The organism is Streptomyces sp. NPDC002520 (assembly GCF_053595235.1).
In genome coordinates, this window is the sequence record NZ_JBSFXG010000006.1 from 191788 (window position 1) to 209546 (window position 17759).

Annotated in this window: 17 protein-coding genes; 9 read left to right on the plus strand and 8 right to left on the minus strand. The window is 68.6% G+C overall.

Annotation, left to right across the window (positions count from 1 at the left end):
* Window positions 1-10 precede the first annotated feature (10 nt).
* A complete protein-coding gene (locus ACWD5D_RS12095) occupies window positions 11-748 on the minus strand; it encodes a phosphotransferase family protein (RefSeq protein WP_450704945.1) in 738 nt (245 codons plus the stop codon).
* A gap of 391 nt (window positions 749-1139) precedes the next feature.
* A complete protein-coding gene (locus tag ACWD5D_RS12100; RefSeq protein ID WP_450704946.1) occupies window positions 1140-1973 on the minus strand; it encodes a tyrosine-protein phosphatase in 834 nt (277 codons plus the stop codon).
* A gap of 223 nt (window positions 1974-2196) precedes the next feature.
* Here ACWD5D_RS12100 and ACWD5D_RS12105 point away from each other — a divergent pair, with 223 nt between their 5' ends.
* The 3 genes from ACWD5D_RS12105 to ACWD5D_RS12115 all read left to right on the plus strand — a co-directional run bounded on the left by ACWD5D_RS12105 (window position 2197) and on the right by ACWD5D_RS12115 (window position 4848).
* Window positions 2197-3312: a hypothetical protein gene (locus tag ACWD5D_RS12105; protein ID WP_450704947.1), complete on the plus strand. Its 1116-nt coding sequence runs from the start codon at window positions 2197-2199 to the stop codon at window positions 3310-3312.
* Between the two features lie 80 nt (window positions 3313-3392).
* Entirely contained in the window at window positions 3393-3803 is a 411-nt protein-coding gene (locus tag ACWD5D_RS12110) for a GNAT family N-acetyltransferase (protein WP_451372612.1), read from the plus strand.
* Window positions 3804-3885: 82 nt separating this feature from the next.
* A complete protein-coding gene (locus ACWD5D_RS12115) occupies window positions 3886-4848 on the plus strand; it encodes a phosphotransferase (RefSeq protein ID WP_450704950.1) in 963 nt (320 codons plus the stop codon).
* 158 nt (window positions 4849-5006) lie between these two features.
* On the opposite strand, the gene ACWD5D_RS12120 is transcribed toward ACWD5D_RS12115, so the two are convergent.
* The gene (locus ACWD5D_RS12120; protein WP_450704951.1) at window positions 5007-6788 is read right to left on the minus strand and encodes an NUDIX domain-containing protein; all 1782 of its coding nucleotides are present in this window, start codon (window positions 6786-6788) and stop codon (window positions 5007-5009) included.
* Window positions 6789-7813: 1025 nt separating this feature from the next.
* On the opposite strand from ACWD5D_RS12120, the gene ACWD5D_RS12125 reads away from it, so the two are divergent.
* Genes ACWD5D_RS12125 through ACWD5D_RS12150 form a run of 6 tightly spaced genes read left to right on the plus strand, consistent with a single transcriptional unit; the run spans window position 7814 to window position 13772 of the window.
* Window positions 7814-8707 carry a phosphotransferase gene (locus tag ACWD5D_RS12125; RefSeq protein WP_450704952.1) on the plus strand — a complete coding sequence of 298 codons (894 nt, stop codon included), beginning with the start codon at window positions 7814-7816 and terminating at the stop codon, window positions 8705-8707.
* Window positions 8704-9168 (plus strand): NUDIX domain-containing protein, encoded by a 465-nt coding sequence (locus tag ACWD5D_RS12130; protein WP_450704953.1) that lies wholly within the window; start codon window positions 8704-8706, stop codon window positions 9166-9168. Before ACWD5D_RS12125 ends, ACWD5D_RS12130 begins: the two co-directional genes overlap by 4 nt.
* Entirely contained in the window at window positions 9165-10547 is a 1383-nt protein-coding gene (locus tag ACWD5D_RS12135; protein WP_450704954.1) for an MFS transporter, read from the plus strand. The genes ACWD5D_RS12130 and ACWD5D_RS12135 overlap by 4 nt, the downstream gene beginning before the upstream one ends.
* Entirely contained in the window at window positions 10544-12484 is a 1941-nt protein-coding gene (locus ACWD5D_RS12140) for an ABC transporter ATP-binding protein (protein WP_450704955.1), read from the plus strand. The genes ACWD5D_RS12135 and ACWD5D_RS12140 overlap by 4 nt, the downstream gene beginning before the upstream one ends.
* Window positions 12481-13056, plus strand: a complete 576-nt coding sequence (locus ACWD5D_RS12145) for a class I SAM-dependent methyltransferase (protein WP_450704956.1) — start codon at window positions 12481-12483, stop codon at window positions 13054-13056. The genes ACWD5D_RS12140 and ACWD5D_RS12145 overlap by 4 nt, the downstream gene beginning before the upstream one ends.
* Window positions 13057-13085: 29 nt before the next feature.
* Window positions 13086-13772: a class I SAM-dependent methyltransferase gene (locus ACWD5D_RS12150; RefSeq protein WP_450704957.1), complete on the plus strand. Its 687-nt coding sequence runs from the start codon at window positions 13086-13088 to the stop codon at window positions 13770-13772.
* A gap of 174 nt (window positions 13773-13946) precedes the next feature.
* On the opposite strand, the gene ACWD5D_RS12155 is transcribed toward ACWD5D_RS12150, so the two are convergent.
* From ACWD5D_RS12155 to ACWD5D_RS12175, 5 genes are all read right to left on the minus strand, one after another.
* Complete coding sequence (locus ACWD5D_RS12155; protein ID WP_450704958.1) at window positions 13947-14294, minus strand: hypothetical protein; 348 nt, start codon at window positions 14292-14294, stop codon at window positions 13947-13949.
* 148 nt (window positions 14295-14442) lie between these two features.
* Entirely contained in the window at window positions 14443-14574 is a 132-nt protein-coding gene (locus tag ACWD5D_RS12160; RefSeq protein ID WP_450704959.1) for a hypothetical protein, read from the minus strand.
* Entirely contained in the window at window positions 14574-14699 is a 126-nt protein-coding gene (locus ACWD5D_RS12165; protein ID WP_450704960.1) for a hypothetical protein, read from the minus strand. The genes ACWD5D_RS12160 and ACWD5D_RS12165 overlap by 1 nt, the downstream gene beginning before the upstream one ends.
* 1333 nt (window positions 14700-16032) lie before the next feature.
* Window positions 16033-16587, minus strand: coding sequence for a GNAT family N-acetyltransferase (locus ACWD5D_RS12170; RefSeq protein WP_450704961.1), 555 nt, complete (start codon window positions 16585-16587; stop codon window positions 16033-16035).
* A gap of 5 nt (window positions 16588-16592) precedes the next feature.
* A complete protein-coding gene (locus ACWD5D_RS12175; RefSeq protein ID WP_351232658.1) occupies window positions 16593-17372 on the minus strand; it encodes a GntR family transcriptional regulator in 780 nt (259 codons plus the stop codon).
* Window positions 17373-17759 lie beyond the last annotated feature (387 nt).

Here is a 17759-nt window from a genome sequence, read left to right on the forward strand (position 1 = left end):
CTGCTCGCCCTCACACGAGCGCCGCGTCGAACACGTCCCGGTGGGCGTAGGTGAAGGCGTGCTCCCGCCGACTCCACTCGATCCGGTCGCTCAGCACGTCGGGAGCGGCAGGGGCCGTCTCCGGCTGAGCCAGGAACTCGGACCAGAACCGGACGTTGCGCACCTGGCGCTCGAGGATGCAGTCGACCAGCGCATGCCGCTCGGCCTCACTCAGGCCATAGGCGTCGGCGATGAGCCGGACCTGTTCCGCCTGGCGCTCCAGCGGCATGCGCTGCTTCGACGAAATGGACCATGTCCAGGAAAGGTAGCCGAGGTCCTCCAGCCGACTGCCCGGCGCGGCTTCGGACCAGTCGATGATTGCCGCAGGCACCTCGTCCTGGAAAACGAAGTTGTTCGGGCCGGGGTCGTGATGACACACGACATCGAACCGGCCAGCGAGCTCACTTCCGCGCGTGGCGTCATGCGCCTGCCGCAGCAAAACCGCGGCGGCTCGCACCTGGGCGTCGGACCACGGCTGGAAGCGTGCGGGAACTTCCCCCTCGATAAAGCCGAGAAGGTCATTCCCGTCAACCTGCCCGAGATACCTCGGAGCATTATCGAAACTCTGCTGCTCGAACAATTTCAGGAGGCGAGCCATAAAGTCTGATGACTCCGTAGCAGGCTTTCGCACGGTGTCGTCGACTCGTACCACGCCCGCCGCCATTCGACCGCCTTCGAGGGCAACGGCACCGGCCAACGCATCACTCATGGCTGCCACTCCTGCACATTGATCATCAAAGCCCACGCGGGCACCACACAGCACTCCTTTACGTCGGAGCACGAGAGCCCGTCCAGCAACCCGAGCGATGCTAGCGGAGCCGGAGCCCGCGGCGACGAAAGGATCGCAGAAGTGAGTGCAGAGTGATGAAACTGCGCCGCATTCAAGATCGAATCAGACTATCCCCGGACCGCAGATGACGACGCCGGATCGAACCGTCGCTTGGCCTGTCCAGGGCGAATGAAGCAGGAGTCTCCTGGTCGCCCGCATTGCCTCCGTCGGCACGCCTCGGCGGAGGATGGCTCAGATTCGCCCCCGTCCTAACTGGCGCAACACAGGTGCCCCCGGCGATTACGCCGAGGGCACGCCAGCAGGAACCAGGTCAGGGCACCAGGAGCGAGCGAAGCGCAGCCAGGTCCGCCGCGGTGACTCCGTGATCCTCCATGTAGGAGGTCAGGCTGCCGTGTGTGCGGTTGATCGCTTCCATGGCCGACCCGAGGAGTTCTTCGGTCACGGGGTGCGAGTAGCGCGTGACCCCTTCTTCGTCGACGAAGGAGGTGGGACCAGCCGTCAGCATCAGCTCGATGTTCGACTGGACGAAGTGGTCGACGATGTCTGGCCACGGGGCCCCGAGGAGGGACTGGATCACGGCGACCGCGAGGCCCGTCCTGTCCTTGCCGACGGCGCACTGGATGATCGCGGGCAGGGTACCCGGCCGGATCAGCCGGTGCACCAGGTGCCCGATCGCCGGCCCGGCGTACACCGCCATGAAGGGGTACAGCTGTGCGGGATCGACCGGCCAGGCCTTGCCGTCGAAACCAGAGAAGTCCGTGAAGCCAAGCTCCACCAGACCCGCCCGGTCGGGGAGCGCAGGAAGGGAGACCCATTCAACGCCCGCGTTATGCCCCTTGACCGGCCACACGGCCGTCTCCGTATTACCGCGCAGGTCGATGACTGTACGAATGCCGAGCTGGTTGATGCGCTCTGCACCCTCTTCGGTGAGCCGGTTCAGAGATCCTGACCGGTAGAGCTGTCCGGTTCGGAGCGGGAGTATTGCAGCGTCCCGGAAGTTGCGCACGTTCGGTACGTCCAGTGCATGGCTCTGGAGTGGGTGACTTGCCGCCTCTTCGGATATCTGTGGGCGCGTCATGACCCTAAGAATAGCGAGACGAATTACCTTTGTCGCCGGTGAAGTTCCGCCATTTTCAGTCAGCAATTGATCGCTAAATGCATTTCCGCTTCACAAACCAGAGACCGGCCCCATTTTGAAGCACAAAGGCGCACACCGGATACCTTCGTGCGCCCCCAGCCGCCCATCGCATGACGGCAGCCGCCCTTCCAGGGACAGCGCCCGGTGTGTCGTCCTCGCACGACTGGCTGAGACGAGGTCCCAGCGGCGAGTTGCCGGACCGCCTCGCCTCGCTCGCTATGGTGCGGACATGGCCGAGAGGGAGCATGCGCTCAGCGAGACCCGAATCCGACGGATCGGCAGGGAGGTACGCGCGGTCTGCCCCAGCTTCGACGCCGAGGCCTTCGCCAGCGAGGTCCTGGCCGACCTGCCCCGCCTCAAGCTCAAGGAACGGATCGCCCGCACGAGCCAGGCTCTGGAAACCCACCTTCCCGCCACCGGCCTGCAGGCGGTCGAGATCCTGCTGCGGTCGCTGCCCGCCAGCCCGGAGGAAGCCGGAGCGGACTCAGACTTCGGCCTCTACATCTACGCGCCGCACTCCGACTACGTCGCCCGTCACTGCCGGACGCGCGAAGACCTTGAGCCCGCGCTCGACGCGCTGAGGCGCATGACCGCGTACTTTTCGGCCGAAGACGCCATGCGGTACTTCCTCCGTGATTTCCCCGACGCGACGCTCAAGGTCATCGAGTCGTGGACGGAGGATCCCGACCACCGGGTGCGCCGCCTGGCGAGCGAATGCACCCGTCCGCGGCTGCCGTGGTCCATCAAGGTCCCTCTCGCCGTCGACGCCGGCCTCCCGCTGCTCGACCGGCTCTGCGATGACACCAGCCGGTTCGTGCGGCAGTCGGTGGCCAATCACCTTCACGACATCGCCGAGGAGGACCTCGGCCTGGTCCTCGACACACTCGGCCGCTGGAAGACGGCCGGCCGCCTCCAGGACAGGGAGTTCGACTTCGTTGCGCGTGAGGCGCTGCGTACCCGGTTGAAGGCGGGTGATGACGCCGCCTGCGAGTTCCTCGGCTACCCGAGCAACCCACCGGTGGAGGTCTCCCCCATCCGTCTTGAGCGCACCCAAGTGGCCATCGGTGACAGCCTGGTGTTCTCCGCAGACCTGACGGCAGTGGCGTCGGCGAAGCTCCGGGTGAACTACGTGATCTCCTCACCCACTAAGACGAACAAGCGCAGGGAGAAGGTCTACGTGCTGAAGACGACGGCCGTCGAGACCGGGCAGACCACCACTCTCAGCAAACAGCACTCCCTGCGCTCCACGGCCACCGTGCCGCTCATGCCTGGCAGCTATACCCTCAAGCTCCAGGTCAACGGCCGCGGGTTCGGTGAGACGGAGTTCCAGGTCCTCGCGGCATGACAGCGCCCACAGCTCCTCCCCGGCCGCCCTTCCCGTGGTCCATCACTCCGTCGTCCTATGGCTCCCCGGCCGTGCAGCGAATGCTCAGGGACTTCCGGGCATCACAGGTCGCCCTCTACGGGTACGCCGACGACCCGTCCGATACGCCGCCTGACGAATTCGTGCCGCCCCGCGGACTGTTTCTCCTGGCCTGTGATCCCCCTGGTCGACCGCTGGGCTGCGGAGGATGGCATCTCCTAGGCCCAGGCGTCGGCGAGATCAAGCGGATGTACGTCCAGCCGGAGGCCCGCGGCCGCGCTCTCGGCCGACAGATCCTCCGCTCCCTGGAGGACGACGCACGCGCCCACGGCCTTGACCACATGCAGCTCGAGACGGGCGCTCTCAATCGGGCGGCCCTCGCACTGTATGAAGCGCACGGATACGTGACGATCTCTCCGTACCGAGCCGGCCGCAACCCGAAGATCAACCGTGCGCTGCGCAAGGCCCTGTGACTTCGAGAACTGCGCGGCAGTCACCGAGCCTGCCGCGCCCCCAGCCAGCTACGCCGACCATCAGGTTCACGGAGTACCCCGCATGCACACCACGTGCCCCGCCCCGCCCATCGCTCTACTCGCCGAGCTGCGCGACGCCCGCACCGGCAGCGAAGACCGCCTCAGGGAAGCACTGGAGCACCACGGCCTGCGCCCACTGACTGGCGGCTTCCAAAACCACGTCTACGCCTGGGACGACCCGCGTCACGGGCAGATCTGCCTCAAGCTCTACGCCAAGGGCAACCACCGCCGCCGCGTTGACCGCGAGTGGGCAGCCCTGACCCTGCTCGCCAAGCACGACGTCACCGACGTCCCCCGCCCACTGTGGCTCGACACCAACGACAGCGTCCCCGCCATCGGCATGACACTGCTGAAGGGCACACCGCTTCTGGAGAGTGCCGACCGCGAAGCCGCGCTCACGGGCCTGGCTCACACCACGCACCGTCTGCAGAGGGTGCCCCTGACTGGTCTGCTCGCCGAGCTCGAGCGCATCGACTCCGGCGCCCACTACATGAAGCGGCTCACGGGCAGCTGGCCGCAGCTCCTCGCAGGTCACGAAGACGACCCCCTGACCGCCGCGATGCGCGCCCTGCTCACGGCCTGGCACGACGCCGGCGACGCCGAACTCCTGAACAAGTGCACGGCCCCGCCCGTGTTCTCCCGCGGCGACTCCAACCTCCTCAACTGGCTACGCGACGGCGCCACGAGTCCCTGCGTCGATTTCGAGTACAGCGGGTACAGCACGGCCTTCTTCGACGCCGCCGACCTGATCGAGCACATCAGCGCCCGTGATATCCCCGACGCCACCTGGATGGCGCTCGTGCCCGACCTCGGCATCACGCCCGCCAACCGGCACCTTTTCCTCGCCGCCCAGCGCACCTGCGCTCTGCGCTGGCTGGCCGTGCTGTGGAAGCAACGCCACGCCCGGGCCCCGGAGTTCGAAACTCAGCACGCCCGCGCACGGCTCCTGCAGCGCCCCGACAACCCCTGGCACGGCTGTGGCTGAGCACGCCCCGCCATGCCACGGTGGTCCCAGTCTTCGGCGAGAGACATCGCCCGACCAGCGTGCTCGTGTTGTCGTTGGACCGCGGTCAGGGCCGCACGGGTCGTGGCGGCCGGCAGGGGGGTTTCGGTCCTCGCGCGTGCGGGGTGGTGCCGTGTGCCTCATGACAGCGGATCGTGCGAGTCCAGGAAGGCTTTTAGCTCGGGGTTGGTGGACGGTAGCTCGCTGGTGTCACCAACCCACTGATGGCGCTTGTGCTCGCTCAGGGCGATCGGCCCGGGCTTGTCGACGGTGACCGTGAACAGGAACTTCCGGCTGATGCGGCCGCGGCCGTTGGTGTAGTCGAAGTAGCCCAGGTACCGGTCGACAGTCTGGACGGCCAGGCCGGTGTCCTCGGCGACCTTACGGATGAGGCAGTCCAGGATGGACTCGTTCCTCTCGCGCAGCCCGCTGGGGATCTCCCACACGCCTCCGGGGTCGTTGCTCGGGTTACGCCCCACGATGAGGAATCGCCCGTCGTGGACGATGACGCCTGCGGCGCCCAGGTCGCGGATTCCGTCCGCGCGGGCCTGGGCTTCAAGGTCGGTGGTTAGTCCGCTGAGGGCCGCGTACCGGGCAAGTGGGCTCATCGGCAGTCCGCGCATGTCTTTGGGGTCGATGAAGGCGAGCGCGGTGCCCTCGGTCAGCACCAGCGTCTCCGGGTCACCGTCCCACCGGCCACGGAAGACGTAGGTGAGGTGCCCGTCGGCGGCGGTGTGGGTCAGGAGGTGCTCGAGCGGCACGTCCAGACCGATCTCTTCACGGATTTCTCGGCGAATCGTGCCGAAGGGTCCGACGTCTTCGGCTTCCGGCTTGCCGCCGTTGGGTGACCAGGTGCGGGGCCAGCAGGTCTGTGGTCTGTTGTCCCGCAGGTGCATGAGCAGGTGTCCGGCCGTGTTGCTGATCAGTGCGAGGGTTCCGTAGCCGTACGGAGCCGGCTTGGGAGTGATGAGGTCCAGCACGCGCCGGGTGTCGGCCTTCACGGAGGCGTTCATCGGGAGCCTGTCGAAGTCCTCCGGCCCGATGAAGGCGAGCGCGGTGCCTTCGGTCAGCACCAGCGTGTCCGGGTCACCGTCCCACCGGCCGTGGAAGACGTGGACGGGATAGCCGTCGGAGTCGACGGTGAACATGGGAGTCAACTCGACGCCGCGGAGGCCGACTTCCTCGTGCAGCTCGCGGACGCCGGTGGCGTGCGGTTTGGTGTCTTGCGGCTCGGCTCCGCCGCCCATGGGTGTCCAGGTGCCGGGCGCCCAGATTCCTTCGATGTCGTCGCGTAGATGCATGAGCACCTTGCCGGCCTGGTTCGTGATGACCACGAGGGTGCCGTACGGGTCCTCCTCGGCGGGCCGGTCTGGCTGCGGCCGGCCCAGGGAGGCGAGGACGCGGGCCCGCAGCACCGGGTCGCCCAGCTGCGAGGGACCGCACCATTCAGCGCCCGCCACCTCTTCGGCCTGCAAGGTCACCTCCGCCATTCCCCGGGTCCGGAAGAGGTAGCGGATGTCGAAGTGCGTGTGCGCGGGTTCCCCTTTGTCGGGGCGGGCGTCAATCGTGTGGACGTCGATGTGGATCGGTTCGCCGCCGCTGTACGGCTCTAGTGCGGTGACGCCTGTCTCCTCGCCGATCTCACGCCGCACGGCGTCCAGCACCGTGCGGTCGCTCGGCTCACAGTGTCCGCCGGGCTGGATTCGCCGACCCGAGGCGCGGTGGTGGATCAGCAGGACTTCGTCCGCCTCGTCGACCACGACGCCCGACGTGGTCACGTGCCCCGCGTAGTTGGTGCGCCGGGTGACGTCATTGCCGGCGGCGACGCGGTCGAGCAGCGGCTGCAGCAGCGCCTGCTCGTCGGGGTACCGGCGCAGGTAGCCGGTCACGACGTCGTGAATGTGCGCCGCGGGAATGCCCATGCTGCTCGTCAACTCCTTGGAAATCGCGGCCTGCTCGCGGCCCTGGTAGCGCGGAGTGCGAAGGCGCTTCGGACCGCAGCGCCGAACCTGTCGGCGCGTCGCCTCCGTGAGCACGCACCGCGTCTAGAGCACGGGCTCCAGCGGTGGATTGCGAGGTGCTGATGCTAGCCGCCGACCTGCCGTGTCAGGGGTCGGCCATCCCGGTCAGGACGCCGGCCGGCGCCACGGTTCGGGCAGATCCAGCCATCTTGGCAGCCGCTCAACTTCGCGGTTCGGCGGCCTGGTTCATGAATCCTTTCTTCGTTCGTTTGCGCAGGTCATCGGGCCGGGCCGCGGCAGTCGGCCCGTCGTCGAACGGTCGCTCGGATTGTCCGGATCGCAGCCTGGGGCCCCGCTGATTGTCAGTGCCGTGCCCGAGGGTTCCTCCCGCACTCCACATCCAGGGCTCGATGTCGCCTGCCACGGTTGTGGCGGCGCTGCCACGACACCGCAGATCCGGAGGAGCGCGTTGACAGCCAGCAGAGCGGAGCAGCGTCCGCTGTCTCCCCGTGCTCCGGACGGCCGCCACTGCGCCTGCAGAGCGTGCCGAGCGCCGCCGCTCCCCGCCCGACAGACCGGGCCAGCGGCTCAGGCACGGCCGACGCCGCGCACCCGTGATCCATCCGGCGCGCGTGCCGGAGGCGAGCTTGGTCGCCTGCCGCAATCGCTCAATCAGGTGACGACCCCCTGTGCGAGTGGTCGAACAGCACGTCACGGCCTCATCACCCAGTCCCCGCATAGGTCGCCCAACATGCTCGAACTTTTGACCGACACTTCGCCTCCGCTTGCCCGTAACGGCCTTCCCAGCAGCCGAGTTGTTGTGTCGCACATGCCACCCGCTCTTCCCAGGAGGTAGTCATGAATCCCGTCCCCGCCCACACCCCCGTCCCTCCTGCCTTCGAACAGCGGGTCCACCTCGCGCCCGCCGTGGCCGCCGGCCGTGCCTTCGCCGCGGATCCGTCACGCCCGGAACCGAGGTGGGGGGCATGAGCGTCACAAAGCCGATTCCACCCGCCCTCCTGCAGTGGGCCCAGACTGTCGTCGGCCCGGTGCACCTGGTGCGCGATGTCTCCCGCGACCGCGCCAACTCCCGTGTGTGGATGCTGACCTGTGCCACCTCGATCGTTTTCGTGAAGCTGGCACCGAATCCGACGTCCTTCGGCCGCGACACCCGCGCCCTGCGGGAAGTGGCGCCAGGCATGGAGCCGGGCACCGCACCCCTGCTGCTGGCTGCCGACCCGCAGCAGCTGGCCCTGCTGCTGTCGGTAGTACCCGGCCGCATGGTGACGTCGCTCCGCCTCCGCCCCGCCGAGCAGCGCATGCTGCACCGGTGGGCCGGCGTCTGGCTGCGGCGCTTTCACGGCGGTCTTGGAGACCTGTCGGCCCAGGACCACGCGGACGCCGCCGCCGAAGTCGCCCGTACCGCTGACGGGTGCGAGAGGCATCTGGACCGGGCCGGGGACCTGATCAGCCCGCGAGACCGGCGGACCGTCCGCTGGTACGCGGCCGCGCTTGGCCGGCTCGGGCCGCTGGCCGCCGGCTACATCCACGGCGACTTCCAGGAGCGCAACTGGCTGCTCGACCGCGGCCCCGCGGCCTCCGTGTTCGGCGCGGTGGACCTGGAACGTGCCCGTCCGCACGCTGCGGTCGCTGACCTCGTCCCCCTCGCCTGCGGATCCTGGGTCGGCCGTCCCGACCTTCAGCGAGCGTTCTTGGATGGCTTCGGCCGCGCGCTCACCGCCGAGGAGCGATGGGCATTGCGCTGCCTGTGCGTGCTGGATGCGGTGAGCGCCATCGCCTGGGGTGTGCCCAACCACGACCTGGAGATCGTCGAACGCGGGCGGGCCACCCTGGCCCGGCTGGAGGTGCAGGCCGCATGAAGAAGGGGCACTTGAGCCCGGCGAACGTCATGGTGCTGGTCCAGCGTGGCGACGGGCGGATTCTGGCGGTACGGCACAGCAGCACGTCCGAGACCTCTCCGAACCAGGTCACTGTGATCGGCGGGAAGTTGGAGAGAGACGAGTTCCTCGACGAGGGCGCGCTCCGCGAACTGCACGAGGAGACCGGTGTCCGAGTCGCCCATGACGACTTGGAGTTCTGCCAGACGGTGCACTATCGGGGTCCCGACGGGCTGCGTGTGATCGGTGTGGTGTTCACCGCGCAGCGGTGGCAGGGCGAACCGCGCAACGCCGAGCCGCTCAAGCACAAGTCGATCTTGTGGATCGATCCCGGAAATCCGCCGGCCGACTGCCACCCCTACACACGGCAGGTCCTGGCGAACTTCATGGCCGGGCGGCTCTATGGAAACATCACCGTCCCAGCCAGCGGGGGTGGGGCATGACGGCCTCTCCTGAGCCCGCCCCGCGCCCGGCTCTCGGCTCCGCACCGCCACGGGTGGGCCCTCAGGTTCTGTGGCGTCACCGCTCGTACGTGCTCTACGTGGCGGGCGAGGCGACCAGCGTCGCCGGATCGTCGGTGAGCAGCGTGGCCGTGCCCTACCTGGCCGTGGTCGAGCTGAACGCGTCCACGCTCGAGGTGTCCCTGCTCGCGTTCCTGACCCAGCTGCCCAGCCTGCTGTTCGCCCTGCACGCCGGGGCCCTGGCCGACCGGCATCCCAAACGGCCCCTCATGATCGGCGGGGACCTGGCCTGCCTGGTCCTGCTGCTAACCCTGCCGCTCGCTGCCGCGTTCGGCCGGCTCACCTTGGAGCAGCTGATGGCGGTGGCCTTCCTCCAGGCCACGGCGGCGGTCGTCCACGACGCCGCCGCCATCGCCTACCTGCCCACCCTGCTGGACCGCTCCTTGCTGCAGCGCGGCAACAGCCGGATCGGTGGCCTGTTCTCCCTCTCCGCGACGGCCGGCAACAGCCTCGGCGCGGCCCTGGTCTCCCTCCTGGGGGCGGCCCGCGCCCTCCTCGCGGATGCTCTCTCGTACGCCGTCAGCGCCTGGTGCACGACCCGCATCCGCATTCCCGAGCCCCCGCCGCCGCCTCAGACCGGGAGAGAAAGGCTGCGTTCGGAGATCGCCGAGGGCGTGCGCTACGTCTTCGCCGACACGACCCTGCGCACCCTCACCCTCACCAACTCGACCATGAGCTTCGCCCTGGGCGTGCTCAACACCGTGTGGGCGCTGTACCTACTGCGCGAACTCCGCTTCACCGCGACGGCGTTCGGCCTCGTGATGGGTGCTGCTGCCCTCGGCAGCTGCGCCGGAGCGCTGTCCGCCCCGCGCCTGACCCAGTTGATCGGACCCGGTCCGATGATGCTCACCGGGCTCATCCTGACCCCGATCACCCAGCTTCCCCTGCTGATCGCGTCGCCGGGGCGCTCCTGGCAGATTGCGATCGGCGCCGCGCTCACCGTCCAGCTGATGTGCGCGGCGGCGGTCGGCACCACCCAGCGCTCCATCAGGCAGATGATCACCACGCCCCGCCTGCAGGGACGCATGCAGGCGGTCAGCACCTGGCTCACAGGCGGCTCACGCCCCTTCGCCGCACCCCTCGCCGGAGCCATCGGCACCCTGCACGGGGTACGCAGCGCCCTGGTCGCCGGCACCGTTCTGCTGCTCGTCCCCCTCGTCGTCTTGGCCTCCTCCCCGCTGCGCTCGCTGCGTGCCCTGCCGATGACGGCCGCCGATCCCGGTGGTGATGCCCCTTCAGCGGCGGAGGTCCCGGCCGCTGCCGACCCACGCCTTCACCAGCAGGAAGGAAACCGGCGATGACGGAGACCGCTGACCGCCTGCACGGCGAGAGCGGCGAGGCCGACGACGTAAATGCGCCGCCTGCCGCCGAGGAGGAGCTGGCGTTCAACCACCCCGGCGGGGACAGCCTGGAGCTGGCCGACCTGCTCACCGGACGGACCATGGCCCGCCGGCTTCCCTCACTGATCCGCAGGACCTTCGCCCTGGCCTGGGAGGTCGACCGCACCACCGTCGTCGCCCTGCTGGTCTGCCAGGTCATCTCCGGGATCTCGGGGGCGCTCGGTCTGTTCGCCACCACCGCGGCGCTCTCCGTGCTCATCGAGACGGCCGACGATCCCAGCCGACTGCCCGCCGCGATCCCGGCCGTGGCCGTCCTCGCCGGGACGGCCGGCTTGCGCGCGCTGCTCGGCATCGCCATCCAGGCGCTGTCCAACCGGCTCTCGCCCCGCATCTCCCGGGAGGCGGAGTACAAGATGCTGGAGGCGGCCACCAACGCCGAACAGGCCGCCTACGACCACCCCGGCTTCAACGACCGCTACGACGCCGCCGAGCGGGGCGTCGACGTCAGCCGCGACATGATCGGCCAGTCCCAGAACTACATCTCCTCGCTCACCACGCTGATCGCGGCCGGGGTCGTCCTCGCCAGCCTCTACCCGCTGTTGTTGCCTCTCCTGCTCCTGGCGGCCGTGCCGCAGGCGATCGCCGGCATCCGCGGGGAACGGATCACCTACCTCGCGGTGGTCGCCACCCACAAGGACCGGCGGGTGAAGACCATGCTGCGCTGGCACCTGATCGCCAAAGACCAGTCCGACCAGGTCCGCACCGACACGCTGGCCCCCTACCTGCTCGCCAAGTACAGGGCCAGCGCCGAGCGAGTGGAAGCCACCAGCGACGCCGCCGCCTGGGACCGAGCCAAGATCGCCGCCATCGGTGCCGCCGCCTCCGGGCTGGCCTCCTCGGCGGTGTGGGGTGCGGTGTTCGGGCTGCTCGCAACCGGCCGGATCTCGGCCGCATCGGCCGGCACCGCCGTTTTCGCATTGCGCACCGCTGCCACCGGTCTGCAGGGACTCGTCGGCTACGGCCGCGACCTGCTGCGCACCGGCCTCTACCTCGACGACTGGGAGCGGTTCGTCACGGAGGCCGCCGGCCAGCGTCTGGACCGCGGCACCCGCACACCGGCACGGCCGCGCCACATCGCCCTGCGGAACGTCTCCTTCCGGTATCCGGGGGCGGACGAAGACACCCTCCATGACGTCGACTTCGACGTCCGCCAGGGCGAGATCGTGGCCGTTGTCGGGGAGAACGGTTCGGGCAAGTCGACCCTGATGAAACTGCTGTCCGGGCTGAACCTGCCAACCAGGGGCGTCGTCACCTGGGACGGCGTCAGTGTCTGCGACCTCGACCCGCACGCGATGTGGCAGCAAACGTCCGTGGTCCCGCAGGACTTCGCCCGCTGGCCCATGACCGCGCGCGAGAACATCACCCTGGGCCAGCCGCACGCCGACGGCGACGCGGCCGTCCATCGCGCCGCGCGGTCCAGCGGAGCCGACGACGTGATCAAGACCCTCCGCTCCGGGTTGGGCACGTTGCTAGCCCGGGAGTGGTGGGGCGGTGTGGCGCTGTCTCCCGGACAGTGGCAGCGCATCGCGGTGGCCCGACCCGCGCACCGGGACGCTGGACTGCTCGTCATGGACGAGCCCACCTCGGACCTCGACCCGCGGGCCGAGCACCGGATTTTCACCGGGCTGCGCGACATGGCCGGTGACCGGGCCGTCGTCCTGGTGACCCACAACCTCGCAAATACCTCCGTCGCCGACCGCATCGTCGTCATGGACAAAGGCCGCGTGGTGCAGGAAGGCACCTTCCACGAACTGATCAGTCAGCCCGGACTCATGCAGGAACTGTGGCTCCTGCAGCAGGACCGAGCCGCCTACCGCACCGAAGGGAACAACGCGTGAGCGCCTCTGCTGCCGACTACTGGGAGCCTCGGTGGGCCGCCGGCCGCCGCTACCGGCAGATCACCGGCACCGAGGCCCAGCTCATGGCCGAACACCTCGGCCCCGGCCACGGGCGGCCAGCGCTCGATGTGGGGTGCGGCGACGGTTCCCTTGTCCGCCATCTGCACCACCAGCTCGGCTACCGGTCCACCGGCATCGACTGTGCACCCAGCGCCATCGCCCTCGCCAAGGATGGCGCAGCGGGCACCGGCGATCACCCTCAGTTCCGGGTCATGGACTTCGCCGCCGACGACCTGGGCGAGCTGCCCGACAAGGCGTACGCGGTCATCGCCTGCCGACTCGTCTTCCGGTTCATCACCGACAAGGCAGGCTTCCTGGAACGCGTCCGTCAACTCCTCGTCCCCAGCGGGACCTTCTGGGTGGTCACCGAGCTCGCCGACCGGCGCTCCGACGACGATCCCCTCAAGAGCCTGGGCATCACCGCGCCCGACGTCGAACTCCTCACCGCCCGCTGGTCCGGCGTGACCGCCGCCGACCTCGACCTGCTGGCGTGCTTCGCCCTGCGCCCGTGACATTCCACCCTCGATCGGAGAGGACCCCATTGAGCAGCGATCACGCCAATCTGGCGGCCTGGACCGCGTACGGCCGGCATCACATTGAACGGGCCACCGACGTTGCCGAAGTCGACCGAATCGCCTGGGGTTTCTGGCCGAGCGGCCCCGGTGCCGAGGTCCTGGGCGACCTGTCCGGCAAGCGGGTCCTCGACCTCGGTTCCGGGCTGGGCAAGTACGCCGCCCATCTGGTGCGGGAGTACGGCGCCGTGGTCGACGCCGTCGAGGCCTCCCCCACCCAGCACGAACGCGCCCTCGCCCGGTACGCCACCGTGCCGGGACTCAACCTGCTGCACGCCGACGCCGTGGAGCATCTGCAACAGGCTCAGCCGTACGACGTCATCTACTCGATCCACGGCTTCGGCTACATCGACCCGCACCTTCTGCTCCCGACCCTGCGTTGCGCTCTGAAGGCCGGCGGGCTCCTGTGCTTCTCCGTCCTGCACACCAACTCCGACGGCCGCGGTCCCTCACCGAGCGTCGCACCCCGCCCCGAACTCCTCCCGCTCGCCGGCGGCGATCCGCTGATGGTCCACATGTGGGTGCTGTCACCGACCTTGTGGGAGGACCTTCTCGTCGACAACGGCCTCCTCGTCGACGCAGTCGATGTGCTCGACGCGCCCGATGACGGCAACCCCGTCTCCGTCCGTCTCTTCCGAGCTCATCGGCACGTCTGAATCAGCAGCACACGTCGCGTACGAGCCGGTGTCCAGTCGGAGGACGATCAGACGACGAGACCCCCGCCGGTCAGGCGGGGGTCTCGGCAAGCGGACGGATCAGCGGTCGGCAGCGATGTCTCGTCTGTGACCGCACCGTCTTCGTCGGGCTCTGCGCGCCGGTCTGTCAGCCGGTCAGCACGGCATGTTCGGCGGGACGTTCGCGAAGGCGCGCCGGACGTAGCCGGTGTAGGAGGGGCCCCAACCGCCGGGCTCGGTCTGGTGAACCTTGATCAGGTCGACACCGCCCGTACGTACGCACCGGCCGAGGAACTTGAAGCGCGTTCCCTCGCTGATGCCGCTGTTGGTGGGGGCGCCGTTGACGGTGCGGAGGATCAGGCCGCCCGTCCCGGACTTGGGGGTGCCGAAGTACTCATCGGCATAGGTGCTGGTGTTGGCGGAGGCGCTCGTCGCGGTACCGACCGTGACGAGGGCCGCCGTGGCGGTGGCTGCCGCGAGGGCGGCGGCAAGACGCTTGTTCACGTGGATTTGTTCCGTTCCGTGATGGGACTGCCCGCCGGTGGCGGGCCGGCCGGTCGGCCGTGGCCGCTCCGGTGCCGGTGTCGGTGCGCTTCCGCGTGGTGCGGTGTCAGTGCCGGTGCCGGCACCGAGGCGACTACGGACCGGCCGGTCAGCCGTCCATCTGGCCGTTGCGCTTTGCCTTCTCGGGAACGGGCTTGCCCTGTACGGGGGCCTGGCGGGCGTTGCTGAGGCGCTGGTTGAGGGCCTTCTGTCCCTGCTGCTGCTCGCTGGTCCAGGCCATCAGTGGTCACCGCCTGTGCGCTGCAGGCGGGTGCGGTCCGCCGTCTCCTTGGCAGCCTGCGCGCCGGCGCGGGCGTCCTCTGATCGCTGGATGCGGCGCACCCAATCGCGGGTAATCTTCGGCATAGCCGATCTCCTGGTGTTGTCAGGGGTCCCCGGCGCCCCGCCTTGGTGGTTGCGCACCAGGCGGGGCTTTGTCGTTTTCGCCCACTAACCGGTGTTGCGTCCCGATGGGTGGGCTTTTCTGGGCGCCGTTCTTCGCCTCCGACAGCTCTGGGCTGACGTCACCCACTCCTCGCTGTGGCGCGGGGTCCGGGCTTACGGGTTTTCGGCGTGCCCCAGGTTCGGTTTTCGAGATCACATGCACTCGCGCCGTCGACCGATGCCGCCAACTCCCGACGTAGCGCCGCAAGTTGCAGGCGTTCGATCAACTGCCCGACAGGTAAGACCTTAGAGGATCACGTACATCATGTCTAGTTGTACGTGATGTACGTCTAGCGTTACTGGTCATGACGGCTCAGATGTACGCTTCGCGCATGGCCGACGAGCGAATGACCGCGAGCGCGCTACGCGCCAAGCTCAGTGACCGGCTGGGCGCTGCCCGGCATGCAGGCTCCGCGACCCGCGTGGATACGCGAGGCGGAGAGGCGCGGGCGATGCTGCTGCCGTGGGATGAGTACCTACGGCTATGCGCAGCGGCCGGGGAGAAGCCGAGACTCAGTGAGTCGACTCCCCCTGCAGAGCCGGCCCCAGATCCGTCCGAGTAGTTCGGCCCTCACCACGCCGTGGTGGGGGCCTCCCCACACCCAGGGCCTTTGCGTCGACGGAGGTCCCGCGGAGCGCCGCCCAGTCCGGATGGCCCATGCTGTGGCGCGACCGTAGCCCTGGCGGTCCACAGGCTGCGGCCTGCGCAGCCGCCGGCGTCACCGCCGAGTTCGAACGCAGGGATCCGCGCCGCCCGGGTCCTGCGCATCGACTTCTCAGTGAAGATCTGTCTGCCGGCACCCGAGCTGCCGTGCACGGACGCCGGGCTCGCTCGCCGCCGTATACCCAAGTGGCTCCGCGTTCTCAGGCGCCGGCCTGTGGCGGTCTCGCCCCTCAGCGCGGAGATTCATGCCGGGCCGCCACAGCCTCACGGCCGTGCGGTCCACTCGCGGACACGAAGCCAGAAGGTCGCGTATGTCCGCAATGCCCAGGCTTCATGTTGCCGGCGAACGGCCAATTCGAGCCGATCACGTTGTCGCATCGATCTTGGGGGCCGCCTGCACACGCCGAGCAGCAGGCCACTCAGGCCTGCCTCGGAAGCCGACGCGGACCGGGGCTCAGCTCACCGGTCCCGACGGTCTCTCGGTTCATGTGACGCCCCGCCCGGCGGCCGCCGCCCGATGTCCACAGTGGGCTTGATCCCGCGCGTCAATGAAACAGATGCGCTGGGCAGTTGAGGGCGTCACGCGCACGCTCAGTCCGCTGAACCTTCGGTGATCGGCAGGTCCGGGTGCCTCACGATCTCGGCAGGGCGCTGCGCCATCCATCCCGACAGCCGGTGCGCCGGGCTCTCTGTGCGTACGTGGGTGAAGCCCTCGCGGAGGTAGTAGTCCTGCAGGCGGGTGTTCGCGCGATCACAGTCCAGCCGCACCCAGGGACGGCCCTGCCGCCGGGCTATGGAGCCGGCCCAGTCGATGATGCGCCCGCCGAGCCGGCTCCTTCCCGCATGGCGTGCGCTGATGAGCTTGGCCACGTACACCGCGGAGTCGAGGTCGTCCGCTGGGGTCCAGAAGTCCGTGTCCGGTCGGGCCAAGGTCACCGTTCCGACGACGTCCTTGTCCCCGTCCTCGACGACGTAGGTCCGTCCGGCCGAGATGTCGGTCTTCCACTTCTCGAGCGCTCGGTCGCGGAAGCCAGGGCTGCGCCACTGGTCGATCCCCTCGGCCTCGAGCCACTCCTCGGCTTCCAGCCGCAGCTTCATCAGCGCCGTGGCGTCGTCCTGGGTGGCGGGTCGGATCCTGTGGTGCACGGCGCTCATTCCTCGAAGTCGTAGATCAGCACGTTGCGATCGCCGGGGGCGATCGTGACCATGCAGCGAACGGGTTTGCCGTCGGCGCCGTAGCCCACGACGACGTGCCGGGTGATCGGGTTGGTGGCGTCCGGGTCGAGCTCCAGCCGCTCGGTCTCCTCGTCGGTGGGCAGCCAGGAGCGCAGGATGTGACGCCGGCGCACCTGAGGGTGTCCGATGTTCGCGAGAATGCCGCCGGCCATGGTGACGTCCTCCTCTTTCATGAGGGGGGTGTCCATCGCCACGTTCATGGGGAACCAGGAGTCGGCCAGTTGGAAGGGAACGCCGTCGACGCGACGCAGCCGGCGGCGTGCAACGGCGAAGTCGCCCGGCTTGAGCCCGAGCCACTGGGCGACGTCGTCCGGGGCCCGCTCGACCGTGACCTTCGGGGTGTCCTGGCTCGGCACACGGCCGAGCTCCTCGATGGATGCCTTCCAGTCGTCGACCCCGCGCGCAGGGTCATCGCGGCGCTCTCCGCGCTCGAACGAATGAACGTGCCACTCAATGGGGTCTATTACGCGGACATAGACCCCTTTGCCCTGCTGTGAGGTCACCAGTCCCCAGCTCTTGAGCTTCAGGACGGCCTGGCGCATGGTCTCGCCGGACGTGCTGTACGTCTCGACCAGCTCGCGGGTCGGCGGCAGCTGACCACTCTCATTGAACTCGCCCTCTTGGATGCGGCGCCGTAGGTCTTCGGCGATCTGCTGGGCGCTCCAACGCCTCTGCGCTCTGGGTCGGCTTGTCATGGCGTCAGGGTAGCCAACTTATCTAGTGAGGCAAGTGAGCATGTCGCAATCGCGACACGCGGCCTGACACGGCTCTTCACTGACCTGCGGCTCCTTCGCGCGATGCCGATTCAACCCGCCTGATTACAAGCCTGGTTGACGGCACGACAGGTTCCGGTTTACGGTCACACCCGACTTCACTTGTGAAGCTAGTGAGGCTAGTGAAGTTGAGATCCATCGTTCGCCTCTCCGTATCGCCCGCGTCCGCAGGCGATACGGCGGCGCGAATGGCATCAAAACGCCAGAAAACGCCACCAGGCGCGGTTCATTGAGAACTCCACAGCGGACAGAGGACTGCGCGCCCGGGCGCGGCTCGGCGGCATCACGCCAGCTGAACAGCCGTCGGCC

Coding starts and splice junctions, on each gene's coding strand:
- ACWD5D_RS12160 (WP_450704959.1), bottom strand. CDS start 14,574: ATGGCCTGGACCAGCGAGCAGCAGCAGGGACAGAAGGCCCTCAACCAG.
- ACWD5D_RS12125 (WP_450704952.1), top strand. CDS start 7,814: ATGAGCGTCACAAAGCCGATTCCACCCGCCCTCCTGCAGTGGGCCCAG.
- ACWD5D_RS12105 (WP_450704947.1), top strand. CDS start 2,197: ATGGCCGAGAGGGAGCATGCGCTCAGCGAGACCCGAATCCGACGGATC.
- ACWD5D_RS12130 (WP_450704953.1), top strand. CDS start 8,704: ATGAAGAAGGGGCACTTGAGCCCGGCGAACGTCATGGTGCTGGTCCAG.
- ACWD5D_RS12120 (WP_450704951.1), bottom strand. CDS start 6,788: ATGGGCATTCCCGCGGCGCACATTCACGACGTCGTGACCGGCTACCTG.
- ACWD5D_RS12115 (WP_450704950.1), top strand. CDS start 3,886: ATGCACACCACGTGCCCCGCCCCGCCCATCGCTCTACTCGCCGAGCTG.
- ACWD5D_RS12110 (WP_451372612.1), top strand. CDS start 3,393: ATGCTCAGGGACTTCCGGGCATCACAGGTCGCCCTCTACGGGTACGCC.
- ACWD5D_RS12140 (WP_450704955.1), top strand. CDS start 10,544: ATGACGGAGACCGCTGACCGCCTGCACGGCGAGAGCGGCGAGGCCGAC.
- ACWD5D_RS12095 (WP_450704945.1), bottom strand. CDS start 748: ATGAGTGATGCGTTGGCCGGTGCCGTTGCCCTCGAAGGCGGTCGAATG.
- ACWD5D_RS12135 (WP_450704954.1), top strand. CDS start 9,165: ATGACGGCCTCTCCTGAGCCCGCCCCGCGCCCGGCTCTCGGCTCCGCA.
- ACWD5D_RS12175 (WP_351232658.1), bottom strand. CDS start 17,372: ATGACAAGCCGACCCAGAGCGCAGAGGCGTTGGAGCGCCCAGCAGATC.
- ACWD5D_RS12165 (WP_450704960.1), bottom strand. CDS start 14,699: ATGCCGAAGATTACCCGCGATTGGGTGCGCCGCATCCAGCGATCAGAG.